Genomic DNA, 26,935 nt, shown 5'->3' on the forward strand with positions numbered 1-26,935 from the left:
GGCAAGGAGTTCTCTCCTTGCCTCTCCCAAGTTATAGCGCACAGGGGGGCTTGCGGCAAGGCCCAGGGGGTGGCGCAGAATCGTCCGCCGTGGCCACAACCTGCGGAAATGAGGGGCACTGCGTGCGCGTGTTGGTGTCGATGTACGGGGGACGCGGTGGAGTCGAACCGATAGTGGGTTTGGCGGTGCGATGGAGGGCGGTCGAGGCGGAGGCGCAGAGGTGTGCGTCGCCCGGCCGGACGGAGCGGCAGGCCGGTTCGTCGGAGGGAAGGCCGACCGGGCCGACGACGTGCCCGACACGAGGTGCGACGGAGAGGGAGACGCCGGTGAGGCGATCGGCGAGTGCGATGCGGCGGAGCGCGGCCGCGGCGGAGGTGTCGCAGTGAGCGAGCAGTACGTGGTCGATCTTCAGGAGATCGACGAGTCCCAGGTCGCAGTCGTGGGAGGCAAAGCGGCGCACCTGGGGGGACTTCTGGGTGTCGAAGGTGTGCGCGTGCCCGCCGGGTTCTGCGTGACGACGGACGCCTTCCGCCGGATCATGGCCGAGACGCCGTCGCTCGACGACCGGCTGGACCAGCTGGCGCGGGTGGACCCGGACGACAGGGAGTCGATCCGCACGCTCAGTGCGGAGATCCGCCGGACCATCGAGGAGATCGCTCTTCCGGACGATCTCGCCCGTGCGATCACCCAGGCGCTCGCCCGGCACGGTGAGGACGACGCCTACGCCGTCCGGTCCAGCGCGACCGCGGAGGACCTGCCGACGGCCTCCTTCGCGGGCCAGCAGGACACGTACCTCAACGTGGTGGGGCCGACGGCGGTCCTCCAGCACGTCAGCCGTTGCTGGGCCTCGCTGTTCACCGAGCGGGCCGTGACCTACCGCCGGCGGAACGGCGTCGACGACCGTACGGTCCGTATGGCCGTGGTCGTACAGCGGATGGTCTTCCCGCACGCGGCCGGCATCCTGTTCACGGCCGACCCCGTCACCGGCAACCGGAAGACCGCCACCGTGGACGCCGGCTTCGGCCTCGGCGAGGCCCTGGTCTCCGGACTGGTCAATCCGGACGTCTACAAGGTGCGGCACGGCGAGGTCGTCTCCAGGACGATCGCCGCCAAGGAGCGTGCCGTGCACGCCCTGCCGTCCGGCGGCACGCAGCAAGTGACGATCGAGTCCCGTCGGCAGGAGCAACCGGCGCTGACGGATGCGCAGGTGCTCGACCTCGTGCGGCTCGGACGGCGGATCGAGGCGCGATTCGGTGGCCCGCAGGACATCGAGTGGTGCCTGGACGACGAAGGCTTCCACATCGTCCAGAGCCGGCCCATCACGACGCTGTTCCCCGTCCCCGAAAGCGATGACCAGGAGAATCACGTCTACGTCTCCGTCGGTCATCAGCAGATGATGACCGATCCCATGAAGCCGCTCGGGCTCTCGATGTGGCAGCTGACGGCCATGGTGCCGATGCACACCGCGGGCGGCAGACTGTTCGTCGACGTGGCCCGCCGTCTGGCCTCGCCGACGAGCCGCGACAGCATGCTGGACGTGGCGGGGAGATCCGATCCGCTGATCAGGGACGCGCTGGAAACCGTACTGGAGCGCGACGACTTCATCCCGTCGCTCCCTGACACGGATCCCGGGGGACCGCCGATCGGAAGCGCGTCCGCCCCGATCGAGATCGAGACCGATCCGGCCGTCGTCACCAAGCTGATCGAGCGGAGCGAGGCGTCCATCGCCGAACTGCGACGCGACATCGCGGCGAAGAGCGGCCCTGCGCTGTTCGAGTTCCTGCTGGAGGCCTTCGAGGAGCACAAGCGTGTACTCGGCGATCCGCTGAGCTTCCAAGTGATCATGGCGGGGATGCAGGCCACGTGGTGGCTCAACGACAAGCTGGGGGAGTGGCTGGGCGAGAAGAACGCCGCCGACACCCTCACGCTGTCCGCCCCCGACAACATCACGTCGGAGATGGGACTTGCGCTGCTCGACGTCGCGGACGTGATCCGCCCGCACCCGGAGGTCGTCGCGTTCCTGGGGGACGTCGACGGCGAGGGCTTCCTGGACGAGCTGGTGGAACTCCCGGGCGGAACCGAGGCACGCGACGCCATCGAGGCCTACCTCGACCGGTACGGCATGCGCTGCGTGGGCGAGATCGACATCACGAGGCCGCGCTGGCGCGAACGCCCCTCCACACTCGTGCCGGTCATCCTCGACAACGTCAGGAACTTCGAACCGGGCGCCGCCGCACGGCGCTTCGAGCACGGGCGACAGGAAGCGCGGAAGAAGGAACAGGACGTGCTGTCCCGCCTGCGGGCCCTGCCGGACGGCGACCGGAAGGCCGACGAGGCGAAGCAGATGATCGACCGGGTCCGCACCTTCATCGGCTACCGGGAGTACCCGAAGTACGGGATCATCAGCCGGACCTTCGTCTACAAGCAGGCCTTGCTGGGGGAGGCGGAGCGTCTGGTGCAGGCCGGTGTCCTCGCCGGCAAGGAGGACATCTTCTACCTCACGTTCCAGGAACTCCACGACGTCGTGCGCTCGCACCAGGCGGACGGCAGGCTCATCGAGCAGCGCAAGGAGGAGTTCCGTTCGTACCACGCGCTCACTCCGCCTCGGGTGCTCACCTCCGACGGCGAGGCCCTCAACGGTGCCTACCGACGCGACGACGCGCCGGCCGGCGCCCTGATCGGCCTCCCGGTCTCCGCCGGGAGTGTCGAGGGACGGGCCCGCGTCATCCTCGACATGGCACAGGCCGATCTCGAGGTCGGGGACATCCTGGTCACGGCTTATACGGACCCGAGTTGGTCGCCGCTGTTCGTCGGGATCGCAGGCCTGGTGACGGAGGTCGGTGGTCTGATGACCCATGGCGCGGTGATCGCCCGGGAGTACGGCTTGCCGGCCGTCGTGGGCGTGGAGCGGGCCACCCGACTGATCCAGGACGGGCAACGGATCCGCGTACACGGAACGGACGGGTACATCGAGATCCTGTCCTGACCGACCGGGGCGATGCCTCCCGGTCCCTCGCCGTGACGGCCCGCGAAGGTTGCCGCTCTCCGGCCAAGTCCTTTGTTGGCGTGGCGGCTTCTGCGATGGTTGCTCCTGTTGCGCGTCTGCGGGGACCGGGGGCCAATGGGAGGCCGTACGCAATCCCCTTGCGACCGGCCTGTGACGTCTCCGAACGGTCCTCGCTGTTCCATCAGCCCCCGTTCGCCGAGCTCTCGGGAAGGGGACGGCGCCGTGCTTCAGTCGGCCGGCGGGACTGTCCGGTCATCGTTCGACTCGCGAGCTGCCGGGAAAGCGGTCGCAGAGTACGCGCGGCCACGGGCGCCGCAGGTGTTCCAGGCGGCAGGCCGAGTCTTCCGCGATCCGCGAGACACTTTCAGAGTCCGCGGTGATCGCCTCAGCCGTTCACGCGGGCCCGACACTTCATGCCCGACAAATGATCATTATCCGCGAAGTCGAGAATTGATCGAGTCGTTCGTATGGAATCATCCGTCCCGTCTCAAGATCAAAAATTGGGAAGGTGCCGGGAGGGGCGAATCAGGGGCGGGCAAGGTAGGGGAGCCGGTGAGTGGAGAGCTGCGCCGGTCGCCCGCGCAGCTGTCGAGCGGAGCCTGCTCCAGCTGGCGTGGCTTCCTTGCGGAAAGCGCGCGGCGAAACCGGGTCCGCGACTTCGGCTCGCCTCAGGTCTCGAGCGGCACCGCCCCGTGGGCCCCCCAGGAGTGGTCCGAGAGGTGAGCCGCCAACGCTCCCCTTTACGGCGCGGGGCCCAGATACGGCCTCGCGGGCCATGGAATCACTTTGAACTGCAAATAATACTCATTACGCTTAATCATTTTCAGAAAGAGGAAACCATTCTTCTTCGGGAAAATGGGGAGTGGGTGCCAGGTGATTCTTGATTCAAGATCTTGCGGCCTCGGTAGATGCTTATGAGTGCGCGACCCGCGCTCGATATCCCCCATTTCGCAATTGTTTGTGAGTAATGCGCCGACGGCATCACTGAGGGTTTCCGGGGCGTTTGTATGACCCGGAAGCCGCCGTCTCGCACAGAAGATCGGTTCCCGATGAAGCTCAGAACTTCTGAGGTAGCACCACGGCGCACCTCCGCCCCGTGGCTCACGACAGCTCTCACCATGGCCGTTGCAGCGGCGGTGGTGGCCGTGGCGCCTTCGCAGGCAGTCGCCCTCGCCACTCCCGTGCCGCTCGGCGCCGCCGACAGCTTCGCGGTGCTGGCAGGCCAATCGGTCACCAATACCGGCCCCTCCGTCATCACGGGAGATGTCGGCGTCAGTCCCGGAACAGCGATCAGCGGATTCCCGCCAGGGTTGGTGAACGGAGTTCAGCATTCGGCGGACGCCGTCGCGCAGCAGGCCCAATCCGACCTGGTGGCGGCCTTCGACAATGCCGCGGGCCAGGCCACTGACGGGGCCCTCCCGCCGGACGCCGGAGGGCTGACGCTGGTGCCCGGCGTCTACACGGCGTCCTCGACCCTAGGCCTCACCGGCACGCTCACTCTCGACGCCAAGGGTGATCCCAACGCGGTCTGGGTCTTCCAGGTCGGTTCGGGTCTGACGACGGCGTCCGCCAGTGAGGTCGCCCTCATCAACGGGGCACAGGCGTGCAACGTCTTCTGGGAGATCGGTAGTTCGGCCACGCTCGGTACGCAGTCGACGTTCGTCGGCAACATCCTTGCTCTCACGTCGATCAGCGCCAACACCGGCGCGAGCATCGACGGGCGGGCGCTGGCACGCAACGGCTCGGTCACGTTGGACACCAACAGGATCACGCGCGCCACCTGCACGGGCGGGACCACGTCCGGCACGACCACGGGGACCACGTCCGGCACGACCACGGGGACCACCTCGGGCACGACGACAGGGACCACCTCCGGAACGACCGGCGGCGTGCTGGGTGGCCTGCTGGGCGGCGTTGTGACAGGCGGTACCACCGGGGGCGGTACGGGCGGTGTGCTGGGTGGCCTGCTCGGCGGTGTGGTGACTGGCGGTACCACGGGCGGCACGCCGGGCGGCGGTACCACCGGCGGCACCACAGGCGGCACGCCGGGCGGCGGCACCACCGGTGGCGGACCTGGCGGTGGGCATGGCGGTCACACCGGCGGTGGGCATGGCGGTCACACCGGCGGTGGGCATGGCGGTCACACCGGCGGTGGGCACGGCGGTCACACCGGCGGTGGCCACGGCGGCGGTGACTCCGGTGGCGGGTACGGCGACAAGCCGGGGCACGGTCACAACGACGAGGGCTACGGCAGCAAGCCCGAGAAGCACGGCGGTTACGGCGAGAAGCCGGAGAAGTCGGGCAGCCACTGAATCCAGTGCGGGCGCCGCACGCGCCCGCGACTGACACGGTGTGCGGCGGGGAACCTTCCGGCCCCCGCCGCGTGCCGGCCCCATCGGTTCATCGGCCGGCCCGGAACGGCCACGAGCAGACGACGAGAAGGACAGGGCAGGCAGTGCTGGGCGGACTCGAAGCGGAGCACGAACGGGAAGGCAGTCGGGCCCATGGCCCGACGTCGGTCACTGACGACGCGACCCGACCAGCGGACGTGCCGCGCGGACCAACGGGAGAAGGCGGGACCCGCCGCTTGGGCAGACGTGCGGGGAGGGGTGCCCTCAACTCCGCCGTGATTCTCTGCGTGATGGTGGCCCTGGCGCACGTCGCGCTCGTGTTTCTGCACGTGGCGCCCACCAACGTCGTCTCTCAGCGCTACAGATCCCAGGTGGACGCATGGATCTACCCACTCTTCGAGCAGAACTGGCGGCTCTTCGCCCCGGACCCCGACTCCGTCAACCGCACGATTTTCGCGCGCACTGCCCACACCACCCGGAACGGTTCGGTCCAAGTGAGCCCCTGGATCAGTCTGACGGCGGTGGACAGAGCCGCCATCCGGCACAACGCCTTCCCCAGTCACACGGCGCAGAACCTTTTGCGCCGGTCATGGACGTCCTACGTCGAACTGCACGGAGCCGACGACGTCTCGCGTTCGGACAGAGCCGAGATGATGCAGCAGTACCTGCGCAACATCGCCGCCGACCGGATGTCAGACGTGATCGGGAAGCCGTTCGAATCGATCCAGCTCAGGGTGGTCACCCAGCCTGTCACCGCTCCCGACGCCGCGGGCCGAGACCGTCGTGCCGCTTCCGCGGATGCCCAGACACGGCTTCTGCCCTGGTGGAAGGTAGCCTCCGATGGCAAGTGACCTGATTCGACACGAGGCCGCTCCGGACGAGCCCCCGCCGTCCCCGCACTCACGCCGCGCCGTCCTGGCGTCAGGGCGTCCGCTCCCCGACCTGGCGAGACGACTCGCCGTCCCTGCCCGCCACGCATGGACGCTGCTCACCGATCGGCCCCTCTCGCTCTACGCGGTATCCGTCCTGCGCATCGGGTACGGCCTCCTCTATCTCCTTTTCCTTCTGCGCGAGTTCCCCCACCGCGACGTGATCTGGGGCCCGGGCTCACCTTGGACACCGGCGCTCGCGCGGCAGCTTTTCGACCAGACCGGCTGGGTCAGCGTGCTCACGCTCTCCGACAGCCCTCTCTACTTCGAACTCTGCTACACGTCGGCGCTCGCCATCTGCGCTCTGTTCATGGTGGGGTGGCGCACCCGAGCGATGTCCGTGCTCTTCGCCGTCGTCGTCGCCTCGTTCCACGCGCGATCGATCTTCATGACGGACGGAGGTGACAACCTCGTTCTCCTGATGGCCATTTACCTCGTTTTCACGGCCTGCGGACGGCACTGGTCCCTGGACGCGAGGAGGATCCGCCGCAGGCCCGCAACGAGCGCGCGGGCCCGGTGGTGGCCTGACACCGCTCCGCAACTCCGCGGAGCGCGAACCACGTTGGTCACGGTCGTGCACAACAGCGGACTCGTCGTGATGGGCCTCCAGGTCTGCCTCCTCTACGGTGCGGCCGGCCTGTACAAAGTGCAGGGCGGCACTTGGGGCGCCGGAACCGCTCTGCACTACGTTCTCAACCTCGAACTCTTTCAGCCCTGGCCCGCGCTGTCCCACTGGGCCGACGGGCATCGAGCCGCCATCGCGGTGGCCGGATACCTGACCGTCCTGCTCCAGGTCGCGTTTCCGTTCGCGCTGTTCGGCAGGCTCAAATACCCGGTGCTCACGGCGCTGTTGGGCATGCACATCGGAATCGCGGTGCTCATGGGGCTACCGCTGTTCTCGGGCGCGATGATCATCGCGGACGCCGTGTTCCTGCCCGACCGCTTCTACGTCGCCGCACGGGACGTTTACCGTAGGGCGAGGCGACAGTCCGGAGCCGCCCAGCCGTCCCTTCCCGCACGCGCCGGAGCGGTCCCGAAGCAGGCAGACCGCTGTCCGGCCGCGGCCGACGTCTGAGGCTCCTGCCGCACTGAGTGGTCCTGTCGGCGGCCGCACCGAGGCGCAGGTCGGGCCGTTCCGCTCCGGCTTGCGCCCGGTGCCGACGGCCCCGTGACCGGCCTCCGGTGCGGCCTGCGCCTGATCTTGGAACCAAAGGTGACCGGTTCGCCGATCACCTGGCCAAGTGGATCCGATCTGCCGCAGCCCGGATGCCGCAGGATCGGCTGTCCCGCACTCGGCTCGCCGTGCTCGCCGTGGCCGCCGTCGCGCGAGCCTTGCGGTGTGCGTCGAGTAGCCGCCCACGGCTCTACGAGGCCCGTGTCTACAGGTCTGTTGCCCGGCTGACCAGCCACTCCACGATATTACTTGGCTAGCCACATAAGGCGTGCTACTTTTTATGTGGTCGGCCACATAAGGCGGTCGAGGGTCCACTCAGCCCAAGGAGACACCAGTCATGAAGGCCATCGTTTTCGACACGTTCGGCGGCACCGAGGTCCTGCACGAGGCGGAGACCGAGATCCCCGAGCCCGGCCCCGGCCAGGTCGGCGTCCGTGTCCGGGCCGTGGGCGTCAACCCGGTCGACGGGAAGATCCGCTCCGGGATCATGGAGGCGATCTTCCCCACCACGCTGCCCGCCGTCCCCGGCGGGGAGATCGCCGGAGTCGTGGACGCCCTCGGCGAAGGCGTCGACCGACTGAAGGTGGGCGACGAGGTGCTCGGCTGGTCCGACACCGGCGCCTACGCCCAGTACGCACTGGCCGCCGCGACCGTCCTCGCCCCCAAGCCGGCCGCCCTGGACTGGACGCACGCCGCCGCGTTGCCGGTGGCGAGCGACGGCGCCGAGCGGGTCCTGGATCTCCTCGACGTCAAGGCCGGCGAGACCCTGTTGATCCACGGCGCCTCCGGCGCGCTCGGCACCATCGCCGTCCAGCTCGCCGTCGCACGCGGCGCCCACGTCATCGGCACCGCGGGCCCGGCCAACCAGGAGTACGTGACCTCCCTCGGCGCCACCGCGCTGGTCTACGGGGAGGGACTGGTGGAGCGGGTCCGCGCACTCGCCCCGAACGGCGTGGACGCCGTGTTCGACGCCGCGGGCAAGGGTGCGCTGGAGGACTCCATCACCCTGCGCGGTGGCACCGACCGGGTCGTCACCACCGCCGACTTCCGCGCTCGTGAACTCGGTGTCGTCTTCGCCGAGGGTCCGCAGCGCCGATCGGCCGACCGGCTGGCCGAACTCGCCCGGCAGGCCGCCGACGGCGATCTGGTGACCACCGTCGGCGCCACCTATCGCCTTGCCGACGCCGCCGAGGCGCAGCGGGTCAGCGACGCCGGTCACGGCCGCGGGAAGCTCGTCCTCACCGTCGACTGACGGCCGTACGCGCTGCGCCCCTCGCCCTGCGAGGCCCGGCCCGCGCCCAGGCGCCGCCGGGCCACCGCACAACTGTGTACCGCCGCCTTCGACCGGTACGTACGCCTGCGCGGTCGTCGCGCATCACCGCAACCACCTCTGCCCTTGGAGAAAGCCATGCCCAACCCCGTAGCCACCGACCTGAACGTCTTGTGGGAACCGACCGTCGCCGGTGACATCCGGCTGCCGCACCGGCTGGTGATGGCGCCGATGACGCGCGGCCGGTCCACCCCCGAGGGCGTGCCGACCGAGCTGAACGCCCAGTACTACGCCCAGCGCGCCTCCAACGCGCTCATCATCACCGAGGGCACCCAGCCCTCGCCCGACGGGCAGGGATACCTGCTCACCCCGGGCGTCCACTCCGCGGAGCAGGTGGCCGGATGGCGCAAGGTCACCGACGCCGTGCACGCCGCCGGCGGGCGCATCGTCGTGCAGTTGATGCACGTCGGGCGGATCGCGCACCCCGACAACACCCCGCACGGCCGCCAGCCGGTGGCGCCCTCCGCGATCCGCCCCCTGGGCGAGATGTTCACGGCGTCCGGACCACGGGAGATGCCGCAGCCCCGAGCACTTTCCACCCACGAAGTCGAAGCGACGGTCGACGACTTCCGCCGCGCCGCCGCAGGAGCCGTCGCGGCCGGCGCCGACGGGGTGGAGATCCACGGCGCCAACGGCTACCTCGTCCACCAGTTCCTGTCCGGCCATGCCAATGAGCGCACCGACCGCTATGGGGGCCCGGTCGAGAACCGCATACGCTTCGCCGTCGAGGTCGCCGAGGCCGTCGCCGCCGAGATCGGCGCCGCCCGCACCGGCATCCGCCTATCTCCCGGCAACCCGTACAACGACATCCGTGAGGGCGACACGCACGAGCTGTACCCGGCGCTGCTGAGCGCCCTCGCGCCGCTGAACCTGGCCTACCTGCACCTGCTCCACACCGGCGACGACCAGTTCCTGGACACCCTCCGGGCTCTGTGGCCGGGAGCGCTCATGCTGAACCGTGCCGGCGCCGACCTGGCCGCACGCGCCAGGGACGTCACCGACGGCCGGGCCGACATCGTCTCCGTCGGAGCGCTGACGCTGGCCAACCCCGACCTGGTCGAGCGGGTACGCTCCGGAGCGCCGCTGAACAGCCCCGACCCCACCACCTTCTACAGCGGCGGCGAGACCGGCTACACCGACTACCCCACCCGCGGGGGCGCTTGAGGAGAAGCGATGACCGAACCCGTTTCCATGCCTCCGAGCACGGCCCGCGACGGACGTCTCAGTTACGCCGTCTTCCAGCTCGCCCGCGTCCACCGCGGCCACGCCGCCGCGATGCTCCGCACGATGAATCTCCACCCGGGGCAGGAACTGCTCCTGATGCAGCTCTTCGACCGCGACGGCCAGACCCAGTCCGAACTCCTGGAGAGCGTCGGACTCGACCACTCCACCGTCTCCAAGTCGCTGCGCCGCATGCAGGACGCCGGACTCCTCACGCGGGAACCGGCCGAACACGACCGGCGCGTGATGGTGGTCCGGCTCACCGACGCCGGACGCGCCCTGCGTGAGCCCATCGCCGACATGTGGCGCGCCCTGGAGGAGCTCTCGGTGGGAGATCTGACACCGGAACAGATCGAGAGCTTCACCAGAACGGCATCCGCGATCGAGCGGTCGATCAGAATGCGCGGCCGCGGGGCTCCGTCGAGCGAGTGACGCATTGTGGGTTACGGGCGGGGTGGTTGGGCTGTAGCTCCCTCGTGATGGGTACCGCCGGTGCGGTCCTGGCGATCCCGTACCCGGGAGGGACCGGTCGCGGTTGACCTTGACACCGTGGCAAGGCCTTCACTGGGCGGCGAGGAGGTGGTCTCGATGACGACCACGAGGCAGGACACCGATGCGACCGACCTGCTCCGGGCGTTGGAGGACGGCCGTTCGTCCGTGCGGCTACGGGCCGCACTGGCGGCGGGTACGGCGCCCGACCCGCGCTTCGTCGACAAGCTGATCGAGCGATCCGCGACCGAGCCCGAGTTCTTCGTCCGCGACATGCTCACCTGGGCGCTCACCCGCCATCCCACGTCCAGGACGCTTCCGGGGCTGCTTCGGGAGGTCCACTCGGAGCACCCGCAGGCCCGGAGCCAGGCACTGCACACGTTGTCCAAGATCAAAGATCGGCAGGCCTGGTCTGCGATCACGAGCGCGCTGCTGACCGACGCCGACGACGAGGTGGCGCGGACCGCCTGGCGCACCGCGGTCGCGCTGGTGCCCGAAGGTGAGGAGTCCGCCCTGGCCACGACGCTGGCGACGCAGCTCGGGCGCGGCGAGCGGGAGACCCAGCTGAGCCTGAGCCGCGCTCTGGTCGCGCTGGGGAACGTCATCGTGCCGGGTCTGCGCGCCGCTGCGACGGACCCTGACCCGGGAGTACGTGCGCACGCACTCGCCACACAGCGGCTGCTGCGCGACCCGGACGCCGGCTTCGAGTTCGCCATCGAGGAGGCGAAGCGCGTCGTGGCCCTGGGCGTGTCAGGCCCGGAGGGAGGATAGAGCGTGTTGATCGGTGAGGTGGCGCGACGGTCCGGGGTCAGTGCCCGCATGCTCAGGCACTACGAGTCGCTGGGCCTGGTGAGTCCTTCGGGCCGTACGGGCTCCGGCTACCGGGAGTACTCGGCGGAAGACGTCCAGCGGATCTTCCAGGTCGAGAGCCTGCGGTCGTTGGGGATGTCCTTGCGTGAGATCGGACGTGCCCTGGACGATCCCACCTTCACCCCGTCGGGCCTGGTCGACGACCTGATCCGTCAGACCCGTGAACGCATCGCCGTCGAGACCGAGTTGCTCACGCGACTGCAGCGCATCGACGCAGCTGAGCCCGGCGGCTGGGAGGACGTCCTGCAGGTCGTCGCGCTGCTCCGCGCCCTGGGGTCGACGAGTGCCGACGCACGCCAGCGCGCTGCCCTCTCCTCGGTCGAGGAGGTCGCGGTGCCGGTGGAAGCCCTGGTCGAGGCGGTGCTGAGCGAGACGGAGCCGAACGTCGCCGGAGCTCTCAGGTGGGCGCTGGCGCGAGCGGGAGAGGGCGGTACGGCCTTGCTGGCGAAGGGGCTCCGCTCGCCCGTTGCCGAGGTACGGGAACGGGCGGTGCGGTCCCTGGCCGAGATGCCCGACGCCGAGGCGACCGCCCGACTCCGGGACGCCCTGACTGACTCGGACGCGGCGGTCCGCAGCCAGGCCGCGCTGGCGCTCGGGACACGAGGCGTGGCCGACGCGATCCCCACCCTCATCGACATGATCGTGGAGGGACGGAACGACGTCGACGCGGCCGACGCACTGGGCGCGCTGGCCGGTGACACCGCGACGGCCGCCCGGATCGCGGCCGGGCTCGTCGACCGCCTCGCCGGGGAAGCCACGGAGGCGCCCGCACGCGCCCGTCTGGCCCAGGCGCTTGCGGACATCCCCGGTACGAGGGCATCACGTGCTCTCGAAGAGCTGTCGCATGACGCGGACCGCGCCGTGGCACTGACCGCGACGTATCTGCTTCGGCTACGAGGGACACGGTGATCGCACGCGTGAGGAACCCGAGCCGAGCCCGCCCCCGCCCGGTGCGTTGAACGGACGCGGGGGCCGACACGACCGGTGACCTGGACGCCGCGTATCCGATGTCGAGGAACCTCGCGCACTGCCGGTCGGCCTCGCTCGGTCGTCTTGCGGCGCTCATCGGGCATTGACGGGTGTGCCCAGTCGGCAAGGACCGTCGGCCGATCGGGCCAGGACCAGTGGCCCCTGCGGTGACTGTCGCGTTCGACCGGGCCACGAGCAGCCCCTCGGGCGCGGCGCGACTCAGGCTTCCGGGCCGGGCAGCCACAGGTCGGGGCCGAAGACCTCGTAGTGGATGCGCTGTGCGGGAACCCCGCCGCGCAGCAGCTGTGCGCGGACGTCACGCATGAAGGGAAGCGGACCGCACAGGAACACCCTGGCTCCTTCGGGCAGTTCGACACCGTCGAGGTTCATCAGGCCCTCACGGGCGTCGGGTTCCTCCGCGCCGGGCTGCTCGTACCAGAAGACGGCGCGGGCGCCCGGCAGTTGTCCGGCCAGCTTGGCCGTCTCGGCGCGCAGGGCGTGGTCGGCGGGGGAGCGGTCCGCGTGCAGGACCAGCACCGGCCGCGTGGAGCCGAGGGCGGCGAGATGGGCCAGGATGCCGGTCATCGGGGTTCCGCCGATGCCCGCCGAGACGAGCACGACCGGAGCGGTCGTATCGGCCGGGTCGTCGAGGAAGACATCGCCGAAGGGTGCGGAGAGTGTCAGTTCGTCGCCCTCGCGGACCTGGTCGTGCAGCAGGTTGGAGACCTCACCGTCCGGCGCGCCGTCCGTCCCCGCGACGCGCTTCACGGTGATCCGCCGGAGGTCCCCGCCGGGGTCCGAGGACAGGCTGTACTGGCGCAGTTGGCGCACTCCGTCGGCGGCTGGGACCCGCACGCTGACGTACTGGCCGGCGCGCGCCCGCGGGGCCGGTCGCCCGTCGGCGGGGCGAAGCAGGAAGGACACCACGTCAGGGGTCTCGGTGCGGCGCTCGACGACCGTCCACTGCTGCCACACCTGGCCCGGTTCCACGCCCGCGTCCTGGTACAGGCGGGCCTCCCGGGCGATCAGGGCGCCGGCCATCAGCCAGTACACCTCGTCCCAGGCGGCCGCCACCTCGGGGGTGACGGCGTCGCCGAGAACCTCGGCTATCGCGCCGAACAGGTACTTGTGGACGATCGTGTACTGGTCGTCGGTGACCCCGACAGCGGCGTGCTTGTGCGCGATCCGGTCCAGCAGCGTGTCCGGGCGGATGTCCGGATTGTCGAGCAGCGCGGTCGCGAACCCGGCGATCGAGCCGGCCAGGGCGCGCCGCTGCGCTCCGCTCGCCTGGTTGCCGCGGTTGAACATCCCGTCGAGCAGTTCCGGCCGGTCGCGGAACATCGCGTCGTAGAAGCGCGTCGTGATCTCGTCGAGGGCGCCGCCCACGGCGGGCAGGGTGGCGCGGACCACTGCGGTGGATTCTGCGGACAGCATGGAGCCTCCCGGGCAGGGACTGAGGGAAAGGGAGCCGCTCGCATCGGGCGGTGCGTTCTGTTTAGCAGGCGGCGCACGGCGTTTCGGCGGGGTTTGGTGGCGGCGGGGTAAGTAGGGCCGGTCGGCCCCGTCGATCGGGGCGCATCGGCCCCACGGACCGGCTCCGCCGCAGGGCCGCACGGCCCCAGGACTGTCACCCGTCGGCCCTGTCGGCCGCGATTGCGCTGGTCGGCGCCTTGGACGGGGCGGCGGGGAGGGTCTTCGCAGGCGGCACTAGGTCGGGGTGATCGCCTCGGTGGTTCAGTGCCCTCCGCGCCACTCCCGGTAGGCGCTCACTGCCGTCGGCAGAGTGGGGAAGATCAGGTCGCTGCCTACGGTGTCCGCCAGTCCGTACGCCGTCAGGTCGTCCATCAGGTCCTGCTTGACGCGCGCGAGGGCGAAGACGATCCCTCGGCGAGTGAGTTCGCGGCGGAGTGTGTCGACGGCGTCCAGCGCCGTGATGTCGACCTCCACGTTCGCCTCGGTGTTGAGGACGAACCAGTGGACCTCCTCCGTGTCCTCGACGGCCGCCAGGGCTCGGCGCCGGAAGTTCTCGGCGTTGGCGAAGAACAGTGGGAGTCGTAGCGGTAGACGGGCATCCCGGGGATGGTGCGTGCCTGCGGGTAGTCGTCGACGTCGTGCATGCCGGGCATCCCGGGCACCAGGCCCTCGACGGCGTCGTGCGGGCGGGCCACGCGAGTGAGCAGTTCGGTCACGGACAGGCCGACGGCCATCAGCACCCCGTAGAGGATGTCGACGGTGAGGACGCCGATCAGGCAGCCGAGGGCCAGCGGCGACGCCAGCCGGCGGAAGCCCGCGAGGTCGATCATGCGGACGGTCGCGTAGACCAGGAGTGCGCCCAGGACGGCCGTGGGGGTGTGGTAGAGCAGTCGGGAGAGAAAGAGCAGGACGGCAGCCCGGCCGCCCGGTCCGCTGAGTAGTGTCGAACGGCCTGTGCGACACCATCTGCCGGCACCAAGACCGCCGGCCGCGGTGTCGGGGCAATCTCATCAGATGCCCGCTGGTGGACCAGATGGTGACGCCACCAGGGCCGACCGGCCCTGGTTGACGCCCCCGAAAGGGCGCAGGATCGGGAGTGGACAGGGACCTGGCAGGCTCAGCCGGCTGTCGCCCGACGCGACGGCGGAGAGTCGGTCGCCGCCGCGGTGGTGCCCGCCCGCACACCGTTCCGGCTGTGGGGGTGACCAGGATGGAAACCCGCCGCATCCCGAGCACATGAGGAGGATGCCATGGCATCGCGACTCGACGAGACGACAGTGGCCCAGTTGGTGGGGAAGGCCGCCGAGGCGCCGTCCATGCACAACGCGCAGCCCTGGCGCTTCCGCTTCCTGACCGGCCACCGTCTCGTCCTGCTGTACGCCGACCCCGAGCGGGCCATGCCCTACTCGGACCCCGACGACCGGGCGTTGCGGATCGGTTGTGGCGCGGCCCTGTTCAACCTGCGCGTCGCCGCGGCGCACGCCGGCCTCGTCGCGGAGACCCGACTGCTGCCCGAGGGACAGGATGCGCCGCTGCTGGCAGCCGTGCGCCTGGCCGAACCGGACGGGCATTCACCGGAGGACGGGCCGGCCCGGCTGTACCCGGTGATCGGGCAGCGGCACACCAGCCGCCACCCCTTCGCCGACAAGGACGTGCCCGAGGAGGTGCGGGCGGCCCTGCGGGGCGCTGCCGCGCGGGAGGGGGCGAAGCTGATGTTCCCTGGCGACTGGCACACCGAGACCGTGCTCGACCTGGTGCACGACGCGGAGAGCCGCGACGTCATGACCTCCGGAGCCGACGAGGACCTGGTCCGCTGGACCCGGCGAGGGCCCGAGGCCGACCTGGCCGTCGACGGCGTCCCCGAGTACGCGTTCGGACCACGGAAATGGACGGGCAAGGCTCCCGTCCGGGACTTCGCCGGACGCCGGCCGGTCGCGGACCGCGGCACCCTCAGCTTCGAGCGTGTGCCGCACCTGGCCCTTCTGAGCACCCACGGCGACGCCCCGGCCGACTGGCTGCGGGCCGGTCAGGCGTTGGAGCGGGTCCTGTTGGAAGCCACCCTGGCCGGACTGGCCACGTCCCTGACCTCCCATGCCCTCGAAGACCGCGAGCTGCGCCTGCTGGCGCGCGATCCGGGCGAGGGCACCGGCCATGTGCAGATGGTGCTTCGGCTCGGCTACGGGCCGGGAGGACCGGTCACCCCCCGCCGCCCTGTGGCGGACGTACTCGACATTGTCTGACCTCGGCGCATGGCACCGGCCCGCGCCTCCTTCCGCCCTGCGGCTCATCGGAGGCCGGCGGCCGAGCGCCGTCGGCCACCCGCGGCCGTAGGACCGCGGCCGGTACGGCTCGTCGCCGGTAGACCAGGTAGGGCCGAGGTGACGCCTGCCGCCGAGCCGCCGATACCGCCGTGCTCCGGCGTACACCCACGCAGGTGTCGGCGCCGCGGCCGAAGGGGGCGAGCGCAGGCAGCACACCGGCCCTCGACGAGGCCACCGCAGTGCAAGCACGCCTGCGTGGCGGGCCACCCCTTCCCGACTGGGTGGGGCTTAGTCGAGGGCAGAAACTACGCATGCCCACACCTGCTCACGCCAAGACGGGTACCGGGCTTTGACGGGCCTGGCATGACCGCTACGTGGGGGTGACCCTCCCGCGCGACCTGCGGACGATCGTGCACATGGGAAATCGCCTCATGATCAGCCGCGTGAGCGGGGGCTGGACGGTCAGGCACGCACGAGTGCCAGAGCCTTCGTGAGATTGTGCTCGGCGATACCCGCCATCGCCGCTCGGTCGGGGAAGTCCCCGTCGAGCAGGCGCAGGGGTCCGGCGGTCAGGGAGAGCCGCTGCGCGAGCAGGTAGAGCGCGAGCCGGTCCTCGTCCAGTCCGTCCACCCTCAACGCCTCGTAGGCGTCGTGCAGTCGAAGGCGCAGAAAGACGTGCTCCCACTCGACGTCGAAGTACATGCAACCTTCGATGTCGATCACGACGGGAGTCCCGTCCGTGTCCACCAGTACGTGGTCGGGCCCCAGTTCGCCGTGCACGACCCCGTACTCCGCGCGTGGCCGAACCGCGTCGGCCAGACCCAGCAGGCGCTCCTCCAGCCGATGGCGGGCTCCCGCGATCCTCGGGTCACGCGCCGCCGCTTCGGCAAGGTCCCGCAGCGCCCGGCTGAGGACGACCTCCTCGCACGACTGCCCCTGTGAGGCACCTCCGCCTTCGACGACGGCGACCTTGCCGTACGTCGGCGCCCGATGACGCCGCATCGCGTCCAGCGCCTCCCCGAGCCGGGCCAACACCGGGGCAGCGGCGTCCGGGTGGCGCGTAAGGAGGTCCTCGAGTTTCTCGCCCGGTACATCCTCGACGATCGCGAGATCGGCCGGGCCGTGGGCGCCGTCACGGTCGACGAGACGGATCGCCGGTACGCGGACTCCGAGCCGTGCCAGCCGCGCGTGCGCCGCCTCGAACAGCTCCAGCCCGAGCCCGGGGGAGAACGGGTCGGTGAGGTCGTCGTCGCCCTCGGCCGCCGGCCAGTAGTTCTCGGCGTCGTTCCAGAGGTAGGCGATCGCTGTCGTCGCGTCGTCCATCACCAGACGGTAGACGCCCTTCTTGCTGCCGCCGGTGACCCGCTCGACCGTTGCAAGTCGCCGCCCGCCACCCAACGCGGCCCGCGCGGCACCCGCCAACCGCTCCCGCGTCACTGCCCGAGGTGCCACGCCCGTACCGCCTCTCCGCCACGACAACCCGCGTACTGTACGGGAGAGTCGGGAGAGGAAGCCCGGGCGCCGTCTCGGTGCAGCTCTCCACGTCGTTTCCGTAGGGGGCCCCACAGCGCTGCGGTAGAGCAGCGCCAGGCGAAGACGTGAGCGTCAGGCGAACCAGTCGGGAGAGCCGGAACCGAGCTGCCGAGGGGGCGAGTTCGTCGGCGAGACCGCAGGAAGTCTGGGCAGGAGTCCATCGGACGGGTGGTCCCAGTTGAGGACCCAGTCGAGCTCGCGCTGGATACGGCGGGCCTCGTTGCGAACCTGCAGCGGTATGTCGCCGCGTTCTGAGATCAGCTGGGCGTAGATCGGTGCTTCGTGCACGAGTGGCGCTTCTCCTCGGATGGGTGAACGGCTTCAACTGTAAGGCTGCCGTGCCGAGGCGCCAGTACTCCACCCTGTTCGGCCAGAACCAGAACGTGCGTGCCCAAGGATCAGCACGCCGGTCAACCGGGCGGTCAGAGTGTGGCACTTGCGGGACGCGGCGACTTGAGGCGAGGGAGTGGGGGGGCGGTGCGCCTCGTACGCACGACCCGGTCGCCATCAAGCCGGCGGCACGTCGACGGGAAGCTACGCCGAGACAGGGAAGGACCACCGTCCCCGAGGCCGTCCGCCGATTTCGTACTCACCAGCTGATCTCGGCCGCCACCGGCAAATGGTCGCTGCCCGTGGACGGCAGTGTCCACGACCTTTCGGGTTCGACGCCTCGGACCAGGATCTGGTCGATCCGTACCACCGGGAACTTCGCCGGCCAGCTGAAGCCGAAGCCTGCCCCTGCCGCGTCCTGTGCCGAGCGAAGCTGCGAGGTGAGGCCATTGAACGCACGGTCCTTGACGGTGCCGTTCAAATCGCCGAGCAGCACGATTCGCTCGGTCGGGTCCGCCGCGACGGCCTCGGCCAGTGCCTGGACGCCTCGGTCCCGCTGAGCCGTGCCGAAGCCCGCCTTGGGGTTCACTCGTGTGGACGCCAGGTGTGCCACGTACACGGCCAGTGGACCCCGGTCGGTCGCCACCGTGGTGCGCAGCGCTCGGTTCGACTCCATCGTGAGCTCCGCCGGCTTGGTGGCCGCCAGCGGCCCGTAGTCCATTCTGATGTCCACGGGGCGGGTGTCGGACAGCGGCTTCTTGCTCCACAGCCCGACCGTGCCCAGCACGGTGTGGTGCGGGTACGCCTCGGCCAGCTCCCTTGTGTAGACGACCTCGGCCTGGCCGGTCAGCTCCTCCAGGGCCAGGACCTCGGCACCGGAGGCGGCGAGGTCACGGGCGGTACCGACCGGGTCGGTGTTCTCGGCGCCCACGTTGTGGCTTGCCACGATGAGACCGTCGCCCTCGCGGGACTTGTCGCCGAGCTGTCCGCCGAAGAGGTTCAGCCAGACGATGACGGGGAGCAGCAGGGCGACCGGCGCGGAGGCCGAGCGACGCCATACTGCCGCGCCCAGCAGCACCGGAATGAACAGTCCGAACCACGGCAGGAACGTCTCCACCAGGCTGCCGAGGTTCCCGATCCGGTTGGGGATCCTCGCGTGAAGCATCATGACGAGGCCCAGCAGCAGTGCGAGCGCCGCCGGGACGAGCCCGCGTTTCCAGGGACCCGGTCGGGAACTGAGGCGGATGACACGCCGGATCCCCGTGCGCCAGGCAGCGGCGCCGACACTCCGCCGGACGCCCGCCCGCCACGTACCGTTCTCGCTGTCCCGGGAGCGGGCCCCGCCTTGTTCGTCCTCCGGTGTGTCGACCTGTGTCATCGCCGGTCCTCGTTCGCTGCCGGTCACTGCTGCATCCTCGGATCCTGGGTGGGTTCGTCATGCTTACGTGGGCAACCGTGATCAGGTCCTGCCGCGCCCCTCGTGAGCCGCTGTCGAGGGGGAGCCGGCTCCGCGGTTCGCGGCGTCCGGCCGAGGGACCTGAGCAGGTGTCCTTCGCGCCGCACCGGCAGTCAAGGCGATGTGGTGTTGCCCGCGCGTATGGCGTTTTCGATACGCCGGCGATATGCGTCGGCTCGTAGCATCGAGGACATGCGTGTGCTGATCGTCGAGGACGAACCCTTCCTGGCGGAAGCCATCCGCGACGGTCTACGCCTGGAAGCGATCGCTGCCGACATCGCGGGTGACGGTGACACCGCGCTGCGACTGCTGAGCGTCAACACGTACGACATCGCCGTCCTCGACCGTGACATCCCGGGGCCGTCCGGCGACGAGGTCGCCAAGCGCATCGTCGCGTCCGACGGCGGCATGCCGATCCTCATGCTCACCGCCGCCGACCGGCTCGACGACAAGGTCTCCGGCTTCGAACTCGGCGCCGACGACTACCTCACCAAGCCGTTCGAGCTGCGAGAACTCGTCCTCAGACTTCGGGCACTCGACCGCAGGCGTGCCTACGCCAGACCTCCGGTACGGGAGATCGCAGGCCTGCGGCTGGATCCGTTCCGCCGCGAGGTCTACCGTGACGGTCGCTATGTCGCACTGACCAGGAAGCAGTTCGCCGTGCTCGAGGTCCTCGTAGGGGCCGAGGGCGGTGTCGTCAGCGCCGAAGAGCTCCTGGAAAGGGCGTGGGACGAGAACGCCGATCCGTTCACCAACGCTGTGCGCATCACCGTCTCGGCGCTGCGCAAGCGACTCGGGGAACCCTGGATCATCGCCACCGTGCCCGGTGTCGGCTACCGCATCGACACGGCGTCCGACACCGGTCGCGAGGGAGACGGGTGTGGATAGGGAGCCCGGGCTGAGTGTGCGCGTCAAACTCACCCTCAGCTACGCCGCGTTCTCCATGCTGGCCGGTGGGCTGCTCCTTGTGGCGGCGTGGGGATCTCTGCTGCGTTACGTGCCCGACCGTCCGGCCAGAACCCCTTACGGTCTGGCTCCGGACCGCTCGTTCGTCCTGCACACCTTCGTACAGTCGGCGGGGCCGGTGCTGCTCTTCCTGCTGCTGTTCGGACTCCTGGGCGGATGGGTGCTGGCAGGCCGCATGCTCGCCCCTCTCAAGCGCATCGGGGACGCAACCCGCCTGGCCACGAACGGAACACTGTCCCACCGCATCCAACTGCCCGGCCGGCAGGACGAGTTCCGTGAACTCGCCGACGCCTTCGACACGATGCTCGCCCGACTCGAAGCGCACGTCGCCGAACAGCGCAGGTTCGCGGCCAACGCCTCGCACGAGTTGCGTACTCCGCTGGCGATCTCGAAGACGCTTCTCGACGTGGCCCGTAGCGACCCCGACCACGACACCGACGAGGTCATCGACCGCCTCCACGCCGTCAACACCCGGGCGATCGACCTCGTCGAGGCGCTCCTCCTGCTCAGCCGCGCCGAGCAGCGGTCCTTCCCCCGGGAGCCTGTCGATCTGTCGCTCATGGCGGAGGAAGCCACCGAGACGCTGCTGCCTCTTGCCGAACGGAATGGCGTCACCGTCGAGACCTCCGGTGACATCACCCCCGCCAACGGATCGCCCGCGCTTCTGCTGCAGTTGGTCACGAACCTCGTGCACAACGCGATCGTCCACAACCTGCCCGAACACGGCACCGTGAGCATCAACACCAGCAACCGGCCCGAGACCGTGGTGCTCACCGTCGAGAACACCGGCGCGAAAGTCACTCCGGAACTGGCCTCGATCCTCACCGAACCCTTCCAGTGCGGTACGGAGCGCGTACACACCGACCACGCGGGCGTCGGTCTCGGCCTCGCGATCGTCAAGACCATCACGCAGGCACACGACGGCACGCTCACTCTCAGCCCACGCCCTGACGGCGGGATGCGCGTGACCGTCGAACTGCCGAGGGCAGCCCCTTACGCCGCCACGTAGCGGTTGGTGGGCTGCTGCGCTGCTCGCACAGTGCGCATCTTCAACGGCCGTGACGTCAGCGGCCATCGCACCCCGCGCCGCGCCGTGATGTCTCGCGCGGGGACGCGTACCGGTCGCCGATCCGAGGTGCAGGCGTCGCCCTCGAATGGGGTGCCGGAAGGAGCGACGTGACCGGTACTACGCCTCCGAAACCGCCGCCGGCTCCGCTGTCAGGGCCGCCACCGACCGGCCGTGCAACACCACCAGGCCGGTGATGACGGCACTCAGCAGCCCCAACGCCACAAGCGCGGGAACCAGAGCGATCACCGCACCGCCCAGGAGGCAGACCGCGCCGCCACTCAGCAGAGGCGCGGACCAGCGGCCCCCCGCACGAGCCAGAATCGCCGCCGTCGTCACCAGGAAGAGCCCCGCGCCTCCCGTGAGCGCCCACGCGACCAAGCCGTGCAGCGGCTCCGCCAGACCGTAGTGGTCGCTGTCGGCGACCTGGTGAAGAACCTTCTTCATCCCGAGGGCCATGAGAACGACCCCGGCGACCAGCGGTAGGTGCAGGAAGGTGTAGGCGTCGCGGGCGAATCGGGTCCTGTCGTCACCGTCCAGCGCGCGGAGCCGGTGCTCGGCCACCTCCACGACCTGGCGGAAGTACAGGCGCCACAGCCCCGCCGAGACCAGCAGCCCCGCGGCAGTGGCGGCCAGCACCGGTGCCGTGATGGGGAACCCGGCCAGGCCCCCGCCCATCGCCACGATCGATTCGCCGAGGGCGATGATGACGATCAGCCCGTACCGCTCGGCGAAGTGCCCTGGCGAGTTGACGCGCCAGCCTGAAGAGCCGGTGACGTACACCCCGAGGTAGTCGACCACCACCGCGCCGAGCCACAGCATGATCTGCCAGAAGTCCGAGAACGCGGTGCCGGCGAGCAGGAGCGCCAGCGGCGGCGCCACCGACAGCAGCGCCGTGCGGCGGAGTGTCCGCCGCAGCGCCGCGTCTCCGGATCCCGAGACCCAGTAGGACACGAGGTGCAACAGCCGCACCGCCCCGTAGCAGAGCACGAACAGGAGCGCCGTGGGCAGGCCTTCGGACCTGGCGGCGAAGATGTCCGGCCGCACGGTCAGGGAGACGATCAGGACGACCGCCATCACCGCGACCAGTACGGTGAACATCGCCCCCGAGTCGGCCCTCACCACGTTGCCCAGCCAGGTGAAGCAGCACCAGCACCACCACAGCAGTGCCAGGACGACCATGGCGCCCACCACCCGCAGCGGCGAAGGACCGGCCGCCATCAGGGCGGTGACCTGGGTGAGTGCGTACACGAAGACCAGGTCGAAGAAGAGCTCGGCGGGGGTGACCCGGTGGTCGTTCCCCGTGGCTGTCATCCGTGGCCGGTCGTGGCCCCTTGGCATGGCGATCCCCCCGCTCCGCAGCCGGGCGCTTCCCACCCGGCCGACCCCCGGGCGAAGGATATACACACGGGCGAGGTCTCAACGGGACTGCTGCATGGGGCAGTTAGGTGGTGAGCCACGACCTCGCGGCAACTGGAACATGGCGGCGCTGGGGTCATGTTCCCGCTACTGCGTCCGTCCCCCCTCAACACCTACCTCCTCGATGTCTCCTGCCAAGGGGAGCCCGCGCATGCAGATTTGAGCCCCTGATACCGGCGTGCGGATCGGGTGGGGAGCTGAGACAGTCGTCGGCGTGACGCTGACAGACCTGCTCGTCGAATTCGCCGGCACCGGAGAGATCGGCCCGCTGCACTGCGGGATGCCCTTGACCGAAGCCGAAAAGCTCCTCGGCCCGGGGCGCCCGCACCCCGCGATCAGACTGAAGGGCCCGGACATCGACGGCTATCCGTACGCCTGGGGCAGTCTGGATCTCTCTGTCACGCGGCGGCACGTCAGCGGGATCGGACTACGGCTGTGGCCTGGATCGACGGTCGAGCTTCCGCCGCTCATCCGGCCGGGTGCCGGACCGTGCTCGGCGACCGTGCTGCGGGAGGACCTGATCGCAGCCCTGGACGCTGCGGGTTGCCGACATGAGATCAACAGCGCCCTCACCTTCGGCCGGCAGTGGAGCCTGCTCACCCAACCAGCTGACGCCTGTGCGGTGTTCAGCCTGCCCGGGCGGGACAACGACGTGCCGCACCGGGACCGGTTCTACCTCGATGTGCTCCACGTGCGCACTGCGTGACGTGACGGCGATGCCGCCCTTCCGTGCGTTCGCCGTCGCAGCGGCACTCCCGGCGGACGTCCCACAGGCGTAGGAGGAACTGCGAGTCCATTTCGTCGTAGCGTCCGCGGGCCCGTCGAGACTTTGCGGCGTCCTCGGCAGCGCTGTACGCGGCATGTCGGCGCCCGGCGGGCTCGTGCATTCACATCTGGTGACGGGAGGCCGGGGACGGGGCAATCGCACCTCGCCACTCTCAACATATAGCGGGATGGGGGCCTTGCGGCAAGGGCCGGGGAATGCGCGAGAATACCCGACCAGGGCGAATATCTGACGGGATCAGGTATTCGCGAAGCGTGTCTTAAATACCCGAATATGTCTCTCGCGGCACACTGAGTCGCCAAGTAGTAGCCGCGAAGCGAACAGGGACGCGCGCGGGACGGAGTTACGGGTGGCCGCATCGCCGGGCAGTGCGGCGGGGCCGACGCATGTGCCGCTCGTCGAACAGGGGGTTTCATGATTGACGTGATCGTCGTCGGAGGCGGACCGACCGGTCTGATGCTCGCCGGCGAGCTGCGGTTGCACGGTGTGCGGACCGTCGTGCTGGAGAGAGAGACCGAGCCGACCAAGGTCGTGCGCGCGCTCGGACTGCACGCGCGCAGCATCGAGATCATGGACCAGCGCGGCCTGCTGGAGCGGTTTCTCGCGAACGGCAGGCAGTCCCCGGTCAGTGGCTTCTTCGCCGGCATCGGCAAGCCGTCGCCTGATGGGCTCGACACCTCGCATCCGTATGTCCTCGGCATTCCGCAGCCGGTCACTGAGCGACTCCTGCACGAATACGCCGCCGAGCTGGGGGCCGAGATCCGCCGCGGCTGCGAACTGGTCGGGCTGGCCCAGGACGACGAGGGGGTGAGCGTCGAGCTGGCCGGCGGCACGCGGCTGCGCTCGTCCTACCTCGTCGGCTGCGACGGCGGCCGCAGCACGGTACGCAGGCTGCTCGGCGTCGGCTTCCCCGGTGAGCCGAGCAGCGTCGACACGTTGCTCGGCGAGATGGAGCTGACGGAGTCGCAGGAGACGCTGACGGCCGTGATGACCGAAGTCCGCAAGACCCAGCTGCGGTTCGGTGCCATGCCTCTCGGTGACGGGCTGTTCCGCGTCGTCGTGCCGGCCGCGGAGGTGGCCGAGGACCGCACGGTCCCGCCCACCCTGGAAGAGTTCAGGCGGCAGTTGCGGGCGACCGCCGGGACCGACTTCGGCGTGCACTCACCGCGCTGGCTTTCCCGCTTCGGCAACGCCACTCGACAGGCCGAGCGCTACCGGATCGATCGGGTGCTGCTGGCCGGTGACGCGGCACACATCCACCCGCCGACAGGCGGCCAGGGCCTCAACCTCGGTATTCAGGACGCGTTCAACCTCGGCTGGAAGCTGGCCGCGGGGGTCAACGGCTGGTCCTCCGAGGGGCTGTTGGACAGCTACGCAGCCGAACGGCATCCGGTTGCGGCCGACGTCCTGGTCACCACACGCGCCCAGATGGAACTGATGTCCACCGAGCCGGGTCCGCGAGCGGTGCGCCGGCTGGTGGCGGAGCTGATGGACTTCGAGAACGTGAACCGGTACCTGATCGAGAAGATCATCGCGATCGGCGTCCGCTATGACTTCGGAGAGGGGCATCCACTGCTGGGCCGACGGATGAGGGACATGGCACTGAAGCGCGGGCGCCTCTACGAACTCATGCACAGTGGCCGTGGATTGCTGCTGGACCAGACCGGTCGGCTGTCGGCGTCGGGCTGGGCGGACCGGATCGACCACGTCGTGGACGTCGGTCCGGAACTGGACGTACCTGCCGTGCTGTTGAGGCCCGACGGCCACGTGGCGTGGGTCGGTCAAGACCAACGGGACCTGGAAGGGCACTTGCCCAGGTGGTTCGGCGCTGCCGCCACGTGACCGCGCGAGGGCGGCTCGACGAGCTGGTAGGGCGTCCGCGCAGCTCGGAGCGTAGGTGCTCACGGGCGTGGCAGTGAGCGGCGGTTCGCTCAAACTCCCCGGGCAGCGGCCCTTGGCGCCTCCGGCTTCGTGTCGCAGTCGCGCGGGGAGACGAGTCCCCTGCTCGGCACGGGCGCCCGCGTCCTGCCTCGTGCAGCAGGTACGCGAGCGAACCTCGACGCCTGGTCGCCGTGCTCTACCCCGTGCAGCACGGTGACACAGTGCGTCGTGCCCCGTGCCGTTCTGTGGCCGCCGCGACCCGCGCGACGATGCAGAGGCCCAGCGTGGCAGTCCGTGCCCCGTCGAGTACCGCGCCATCGCTAGGCGGTGCGGCGCCAACGCGGCGCGTCGAAGCAGCCCACCTCGGACTGTCGTCCCGCACGCATCCGCTGTTCCCCTTGACCGGCAGACCTCGGCCGCCGGTCCACCGATGACCGATCATGGCGCGAAACGGGCAGTTGGGCCATGGGGAGAACTACGTATGGACAGCGCCGGAGTTACCGTGGATCCGCGAGTCAACTGCGGTTGTCGAGGGAAGCTGTCATGCGGGATCGGCACGTGCGGATGCTGGATCTGGCGGTCGAGGTGATGAACACCGAAGACCCGGAACTCGTCTGGCCGTTGCTCACCGAGGAACTGCTCGCCGCGTTCGACGCGGAGCTGGTCGTCGTCAAGGAGGAACCCTGGACCCGTGAGCTGGGCAGAGTCGGGCTCTGGCCGCCCCAAGCGCGCCCGGAGGACCTCCGTCATGACGAGTCGGTCCAGCGTCACATCCGGGAGGGCTACCCCTTCGCCGACCGCTACACAGGAGACCAGGACCGGACGCCGCTGAGCGCCGCCCGGATCGCGGGTGCACGGGTCTGGCGGCACAGCGCCACGGCCGACGCACTCCGTCAGGCGCTCGGGACGCGGCACATGCTCGGCATCCCCTTCCCCGGGACGGGCCCGCACGTCAGCGGGTTCGTGGTGCATCGCTCGGGCAAGGACTTCTCCTCGTACGACCTGCGATACGCCGCACGCGTGCAGCCGTTGCTCAAGGCGGCGGCGACCCATCGCTCCCTCCTGACGGCTCTGCGAGCGGATGCCGTCGGTGACCGCGGGCAGCACGCCAACCATTCCCTCGCGGTGCCGTTGACTCCGCGTGAACTGAACGTTCTGCACCTTCTCGCCACCGGGATGTCGGCGGACGCCATGGCGCGCCGCCTGGGAATCTCCTCGCGCACCGTGCACAAGCACCTGGAGGCTCTTTACCGAAAACTGGGCGCCGCGGACCGGCTCAGCGCGGTGCTGCACGCACAGAACGCCGGGCTGCTCCCGAACAACGCGGGTCCTGCGTGACTAGGCCGGCCTCAGACCGGCACGCGACCACGGTGAGCACTGTCGATCCGGTGCACGTGCGGGGTCTGCCTTCACCCGGCCCCATCGG

20 protein-coding genes and 1 pseudogene are annotated in these 26,935 nt (G+C 69.8%); 15 read left to right on the forward strand and 6 right to left on the reverse strand.

Annotation, left to right across the window (positions count from 1 at the left end):
* The first annotated feature begins 382 nt into the window (after positions 1-382).
* The 9 genes from rph (at position 383) to ACFYQQ_RS20340 (ending at position 12,280) form a co-directional block, all read left to right on the forward strand.
* Positions 383-2,986, forward strand: coding sequence for a rifamycin-inactivating phosphotransferase (rph, locus tag ACFYQQ_RS20300; protein WP_356170428.1), 2,604 nt, complete (start codon positions 383-385; stop codon positions 2,984-2,986).
* Between the two features lie 1,070 nt (positions 2,987-4,056).
* Positions 4,057-5,319 carry an ice-binding family protein gene (locus ACFYQQ_RS20305; protein WP_388904919.1) on the forward strand — a complete coding sequence of 421 codons (1,263 nt, stop codon included), beginning with the start codon at positions 4,057-4,059 and terminating at the stop codon, positions 5,317-5,319.
* A 329-nt stretch (positions 5,320-5,648) separates the two neighbouring features.
* Entirely contained in the window at positions 5,649-6,209 is a 561-nt protein-coding gene (locus ACFYQQ_RS20310) for a DUF5819 family protein (RefSeq protein WP_356170549.1), read from the forward strand.
* A complete protein-coding gene (locus tag ACFYQQ_RS20315; RefSeq protein WP_356170436.1) occupies positions 6,199-7,362 on the forward strand; it encodes an HTTM domain-containing protein in 1,164 nt (387 codons plus the stop codon). Before ACFYQQ_RS20310 ends, ACFYQQ_RS20315 begins: the two co-directional genes overlap by 11 nt.
* Before the next feature lie 436 nt (positions 7,363-7,798).
* Entirely contained in the window at positions 7,799-8,713 is a 915-nt protein-coding gene (locus ACFYQQ_RS20320; protein WP_388904920.1) for an NADP-dependent oxidoreductase, read from the forward strand.
* A 156-nt stretch (positions 8,714-8,869) separates the two neighbouring features.
* Positions 8,870-9,955 (forward strand): alkene reductase, encoded by a 1,086-nt coding sequence (locus tag ACFYQQ_RS20325; protein WP_355791788.1) that lies wholly within the window; start codon positions 8,870-8,872, stop codon positions 9,953-9,955.
* A gap of 9 nt (positions 9,956-9,964) precedes the next feature.
* Positions 9,965-10,444, forward strand: a complete 480-nt coding sequence (locus ACFYQQ_RS20330) for a MarR family winged helix-turn-helix transcriptional regulator (protein WP_355791785.1) — start codon at positions 9,965-9,967, stop codon at positions 10,442-10,444.
* Between the two features lie 156 nt (positions 10,445-10,600).
* Positions 10,601-11,272 carry a HEAT repeat domain-containing protein gene (locus tag ACFYQQ_RS20335; protein WP_355791782.1) on the forward strand — a complete coding sequence of 224 codons (672 nt, stop codon included), beginning with the start codon at positions 10,601-10,603 and terminating at the stop codon, positions 11,270-11,272.
* Between the two features lie 3 nt (positions 11,273-11,275).
* Positions 11,276-12,280: a MerR family transcriptional regulator gene (locus tag ACFYQQ_RS20340; RefSeq protein ID WP_355791779.1), complete on the forward strand. Its 1,005-nt coding sequence runs from the start codon at positions 11,276-11,278 to the stop codon at positions 12,278-12,280.
* Positions 12,281-12,559: 279 nt separating this feature from the next.
* On the opposite strand, the gene ACFYQQ_RS20345 is transcribed toward ACFYQQ_RS20340, so the two are convergent.
* Entirely contained in the window at positions 12,560-13,774 is a 1,215-nt protein-coding gene (locus ACFYQQ_RS20345; RefSeq protein WP_356170444.1) for a globin domain-containing protein, read from the reverse strand.
* A 300-nt stretch (positions 13,775-14,074) separates the two neighbouring features.
* Positions 14,075-14,763 (reverse strand): annotated as a pseudogene (locus tag ACFYQQ_RS20350) (STAS domain-containing protein); the annotation flags it as partial.
* A gap of 300 nt (positions 14,764-15,063) precedes the next feature.
* Here ACFYQQ_RS20350 and ACFYQQ_RS20355 point away from each other — a divergent pair.
* A complete protein-coding gene (locus ACFYQQ_RS20355; RefSeq protein WP_388904921.1) occupies positions 15,064-16,053 on the forward strand; it encodes an Acg family FMN-binding oxidoreductase in 990 nt (329 codons plus the stop codon).
* A gap of 483 nt (positions 16,054-16,536) precedes the next feature.
* Here ACFYQQ_RS20355 and ACFYQQ_RS20360 read toward each other — a convergent pair whose 3' ends face one another.
* From ACFYQQ_RS20360 to ACFYQQ_RS20370, 3 genes are all read right to left on the reverse strand, one after another.
* A complete protein-coding gene (locus tag ACFYQQ_RS20360; RefSeq protein WP_355787544.1) occupies positions 16,537-17,511 on the reverse strand; it encodes a phosphotransferase in 975 nt (324 codons plus the stop codon).
* Positions 17,512-17,679: 168 nt separating this feature from the next.
* Entirely contained in the window at positions 17,680-17,895 is a 216-nt protein-coding gene (locus tag ACFYQQ_RS20365; RefSeq protein ID WP_355787535.1) for a hypothetical protein, read from the reverse strand.
* 301 nt (positions 17,896-18,196) lie between these two features.
* A complete protein-coding gene (locus tag ACFYQQ_RS20370; protein ID WP_355787538.1) occupies positions 18,197-19,315 on the reverse strand; it encodes an endonuclease/exonuclease/phosphatase family protein in 1,119 nt (372 codons plus the stop codon).
* Between the two features lie 270 nt (positions 19,316-19,585).
* Here ACFYQQ_RS20370 and ACFYQQ_RS20375 point away from each other — a divergent pair, with 270 nt between their 5' ends.
* Together ACFYQQ_RS20375 and ACFYQQ_RS20380 are read left to right on the forward strand one after the other, a co-directional pair.
* Complete coding sequence (locus ACFYQQ_RS20375; protein WP_355787541.1) at positions 19,586-20,281, forward strand: response regulator transcription factor; 696 nt, start codon at positions 19,586-19,588, stop codon at positions 20,279-20,281.
* Positions 20,274-21,368 (forward strand): sensor histidine kinase, encoded by a 1,095-nt coding sequence (locus ACFYQQ_RS20380; RefSeq protein ID WP_388904922.1) that lies wholly within the window; start codon positions 20,274-20,276, stop codon positions 21,366-21,368. The genes ACFYQQ_RS20375 and ACFYQQ_RS20380 overlap by 8 nt, the downstream gene beginning before the upstream one ends.
* 177 nt (positions 21,369-21,545) lie before the next feature.
* Here the strand turns inward: ACFYQQ_RS20380 and ACFYQQ_RS20385 are convergent, their stop codons facing one another.
* A complete protein-coding gene (locus ACFYQQ_RS20385; RefSeq protein WP_388904923.1) occupies positions 21,546-22,739 on the reverse strand; it encodes a low temperature requirement protein A in 1,194 nt (397 codons plus the stop codon).
* 319 nt (positions 22,740-23,058) lie between these two features.
* Here ACFYQQ_RS20385 and ACFYQQ_RS20390 point away from each other — a divergent pair, with 319 nt between their 5' ends.
* The 3 genes from ACFYQQ_RS20390 (at position 23,059) to ACFYQQ_RS20400 (ending at position 26,847) form a co-directional block, all read left to right on the forward strand.
* A complete protein-coding gene (locus ACFYQQ_RS20390) occupies positions 23,059-23,550 on the forward strand; it encodes a hypothetical protein (RefSeq protein ID WP_355793138.1) in 492 nt (163 codons plus the stop codon).
* A gap of 492 nt (positions 23,551-24,042) precedes the next feature.
* Positions 24,043-25,470: a rifampin monooxygenase gene (gene rox / locus ACFYQQ_RS20395; RefSeq protein ID WP_355793140.1), complete on the forward strand. Its 1,428-nt coding sequence runs from the start codon at positions 24,043-24,045 to the stop codon at positions 25,468-25,470.
* A gap of 582 nt (positions 25,471-26,052) precedes the next feature.
* Positions 26,053-26,847: a helix-turn-helix transcriptional regulator gene (locus ACFYQQ_RS20400; protein ID WP_355780625.1), complete on the forward strand. Its 795-nt coding sequence runs from the start codon at positions 26,053-26,055 to the stop codon at positions 26,845-26,847.
* Positions 26,848-26,935: the final 88 nt, after the last annotated feature.

This window comes from Streptomyces sp. NPDC005496 (genome assembly GCF_042872045.1).
GTDB lineage: Bacteria > Actinomycetota > Actinomycetes > Streptomycetales > Streptomycetaceae > Streptomyces.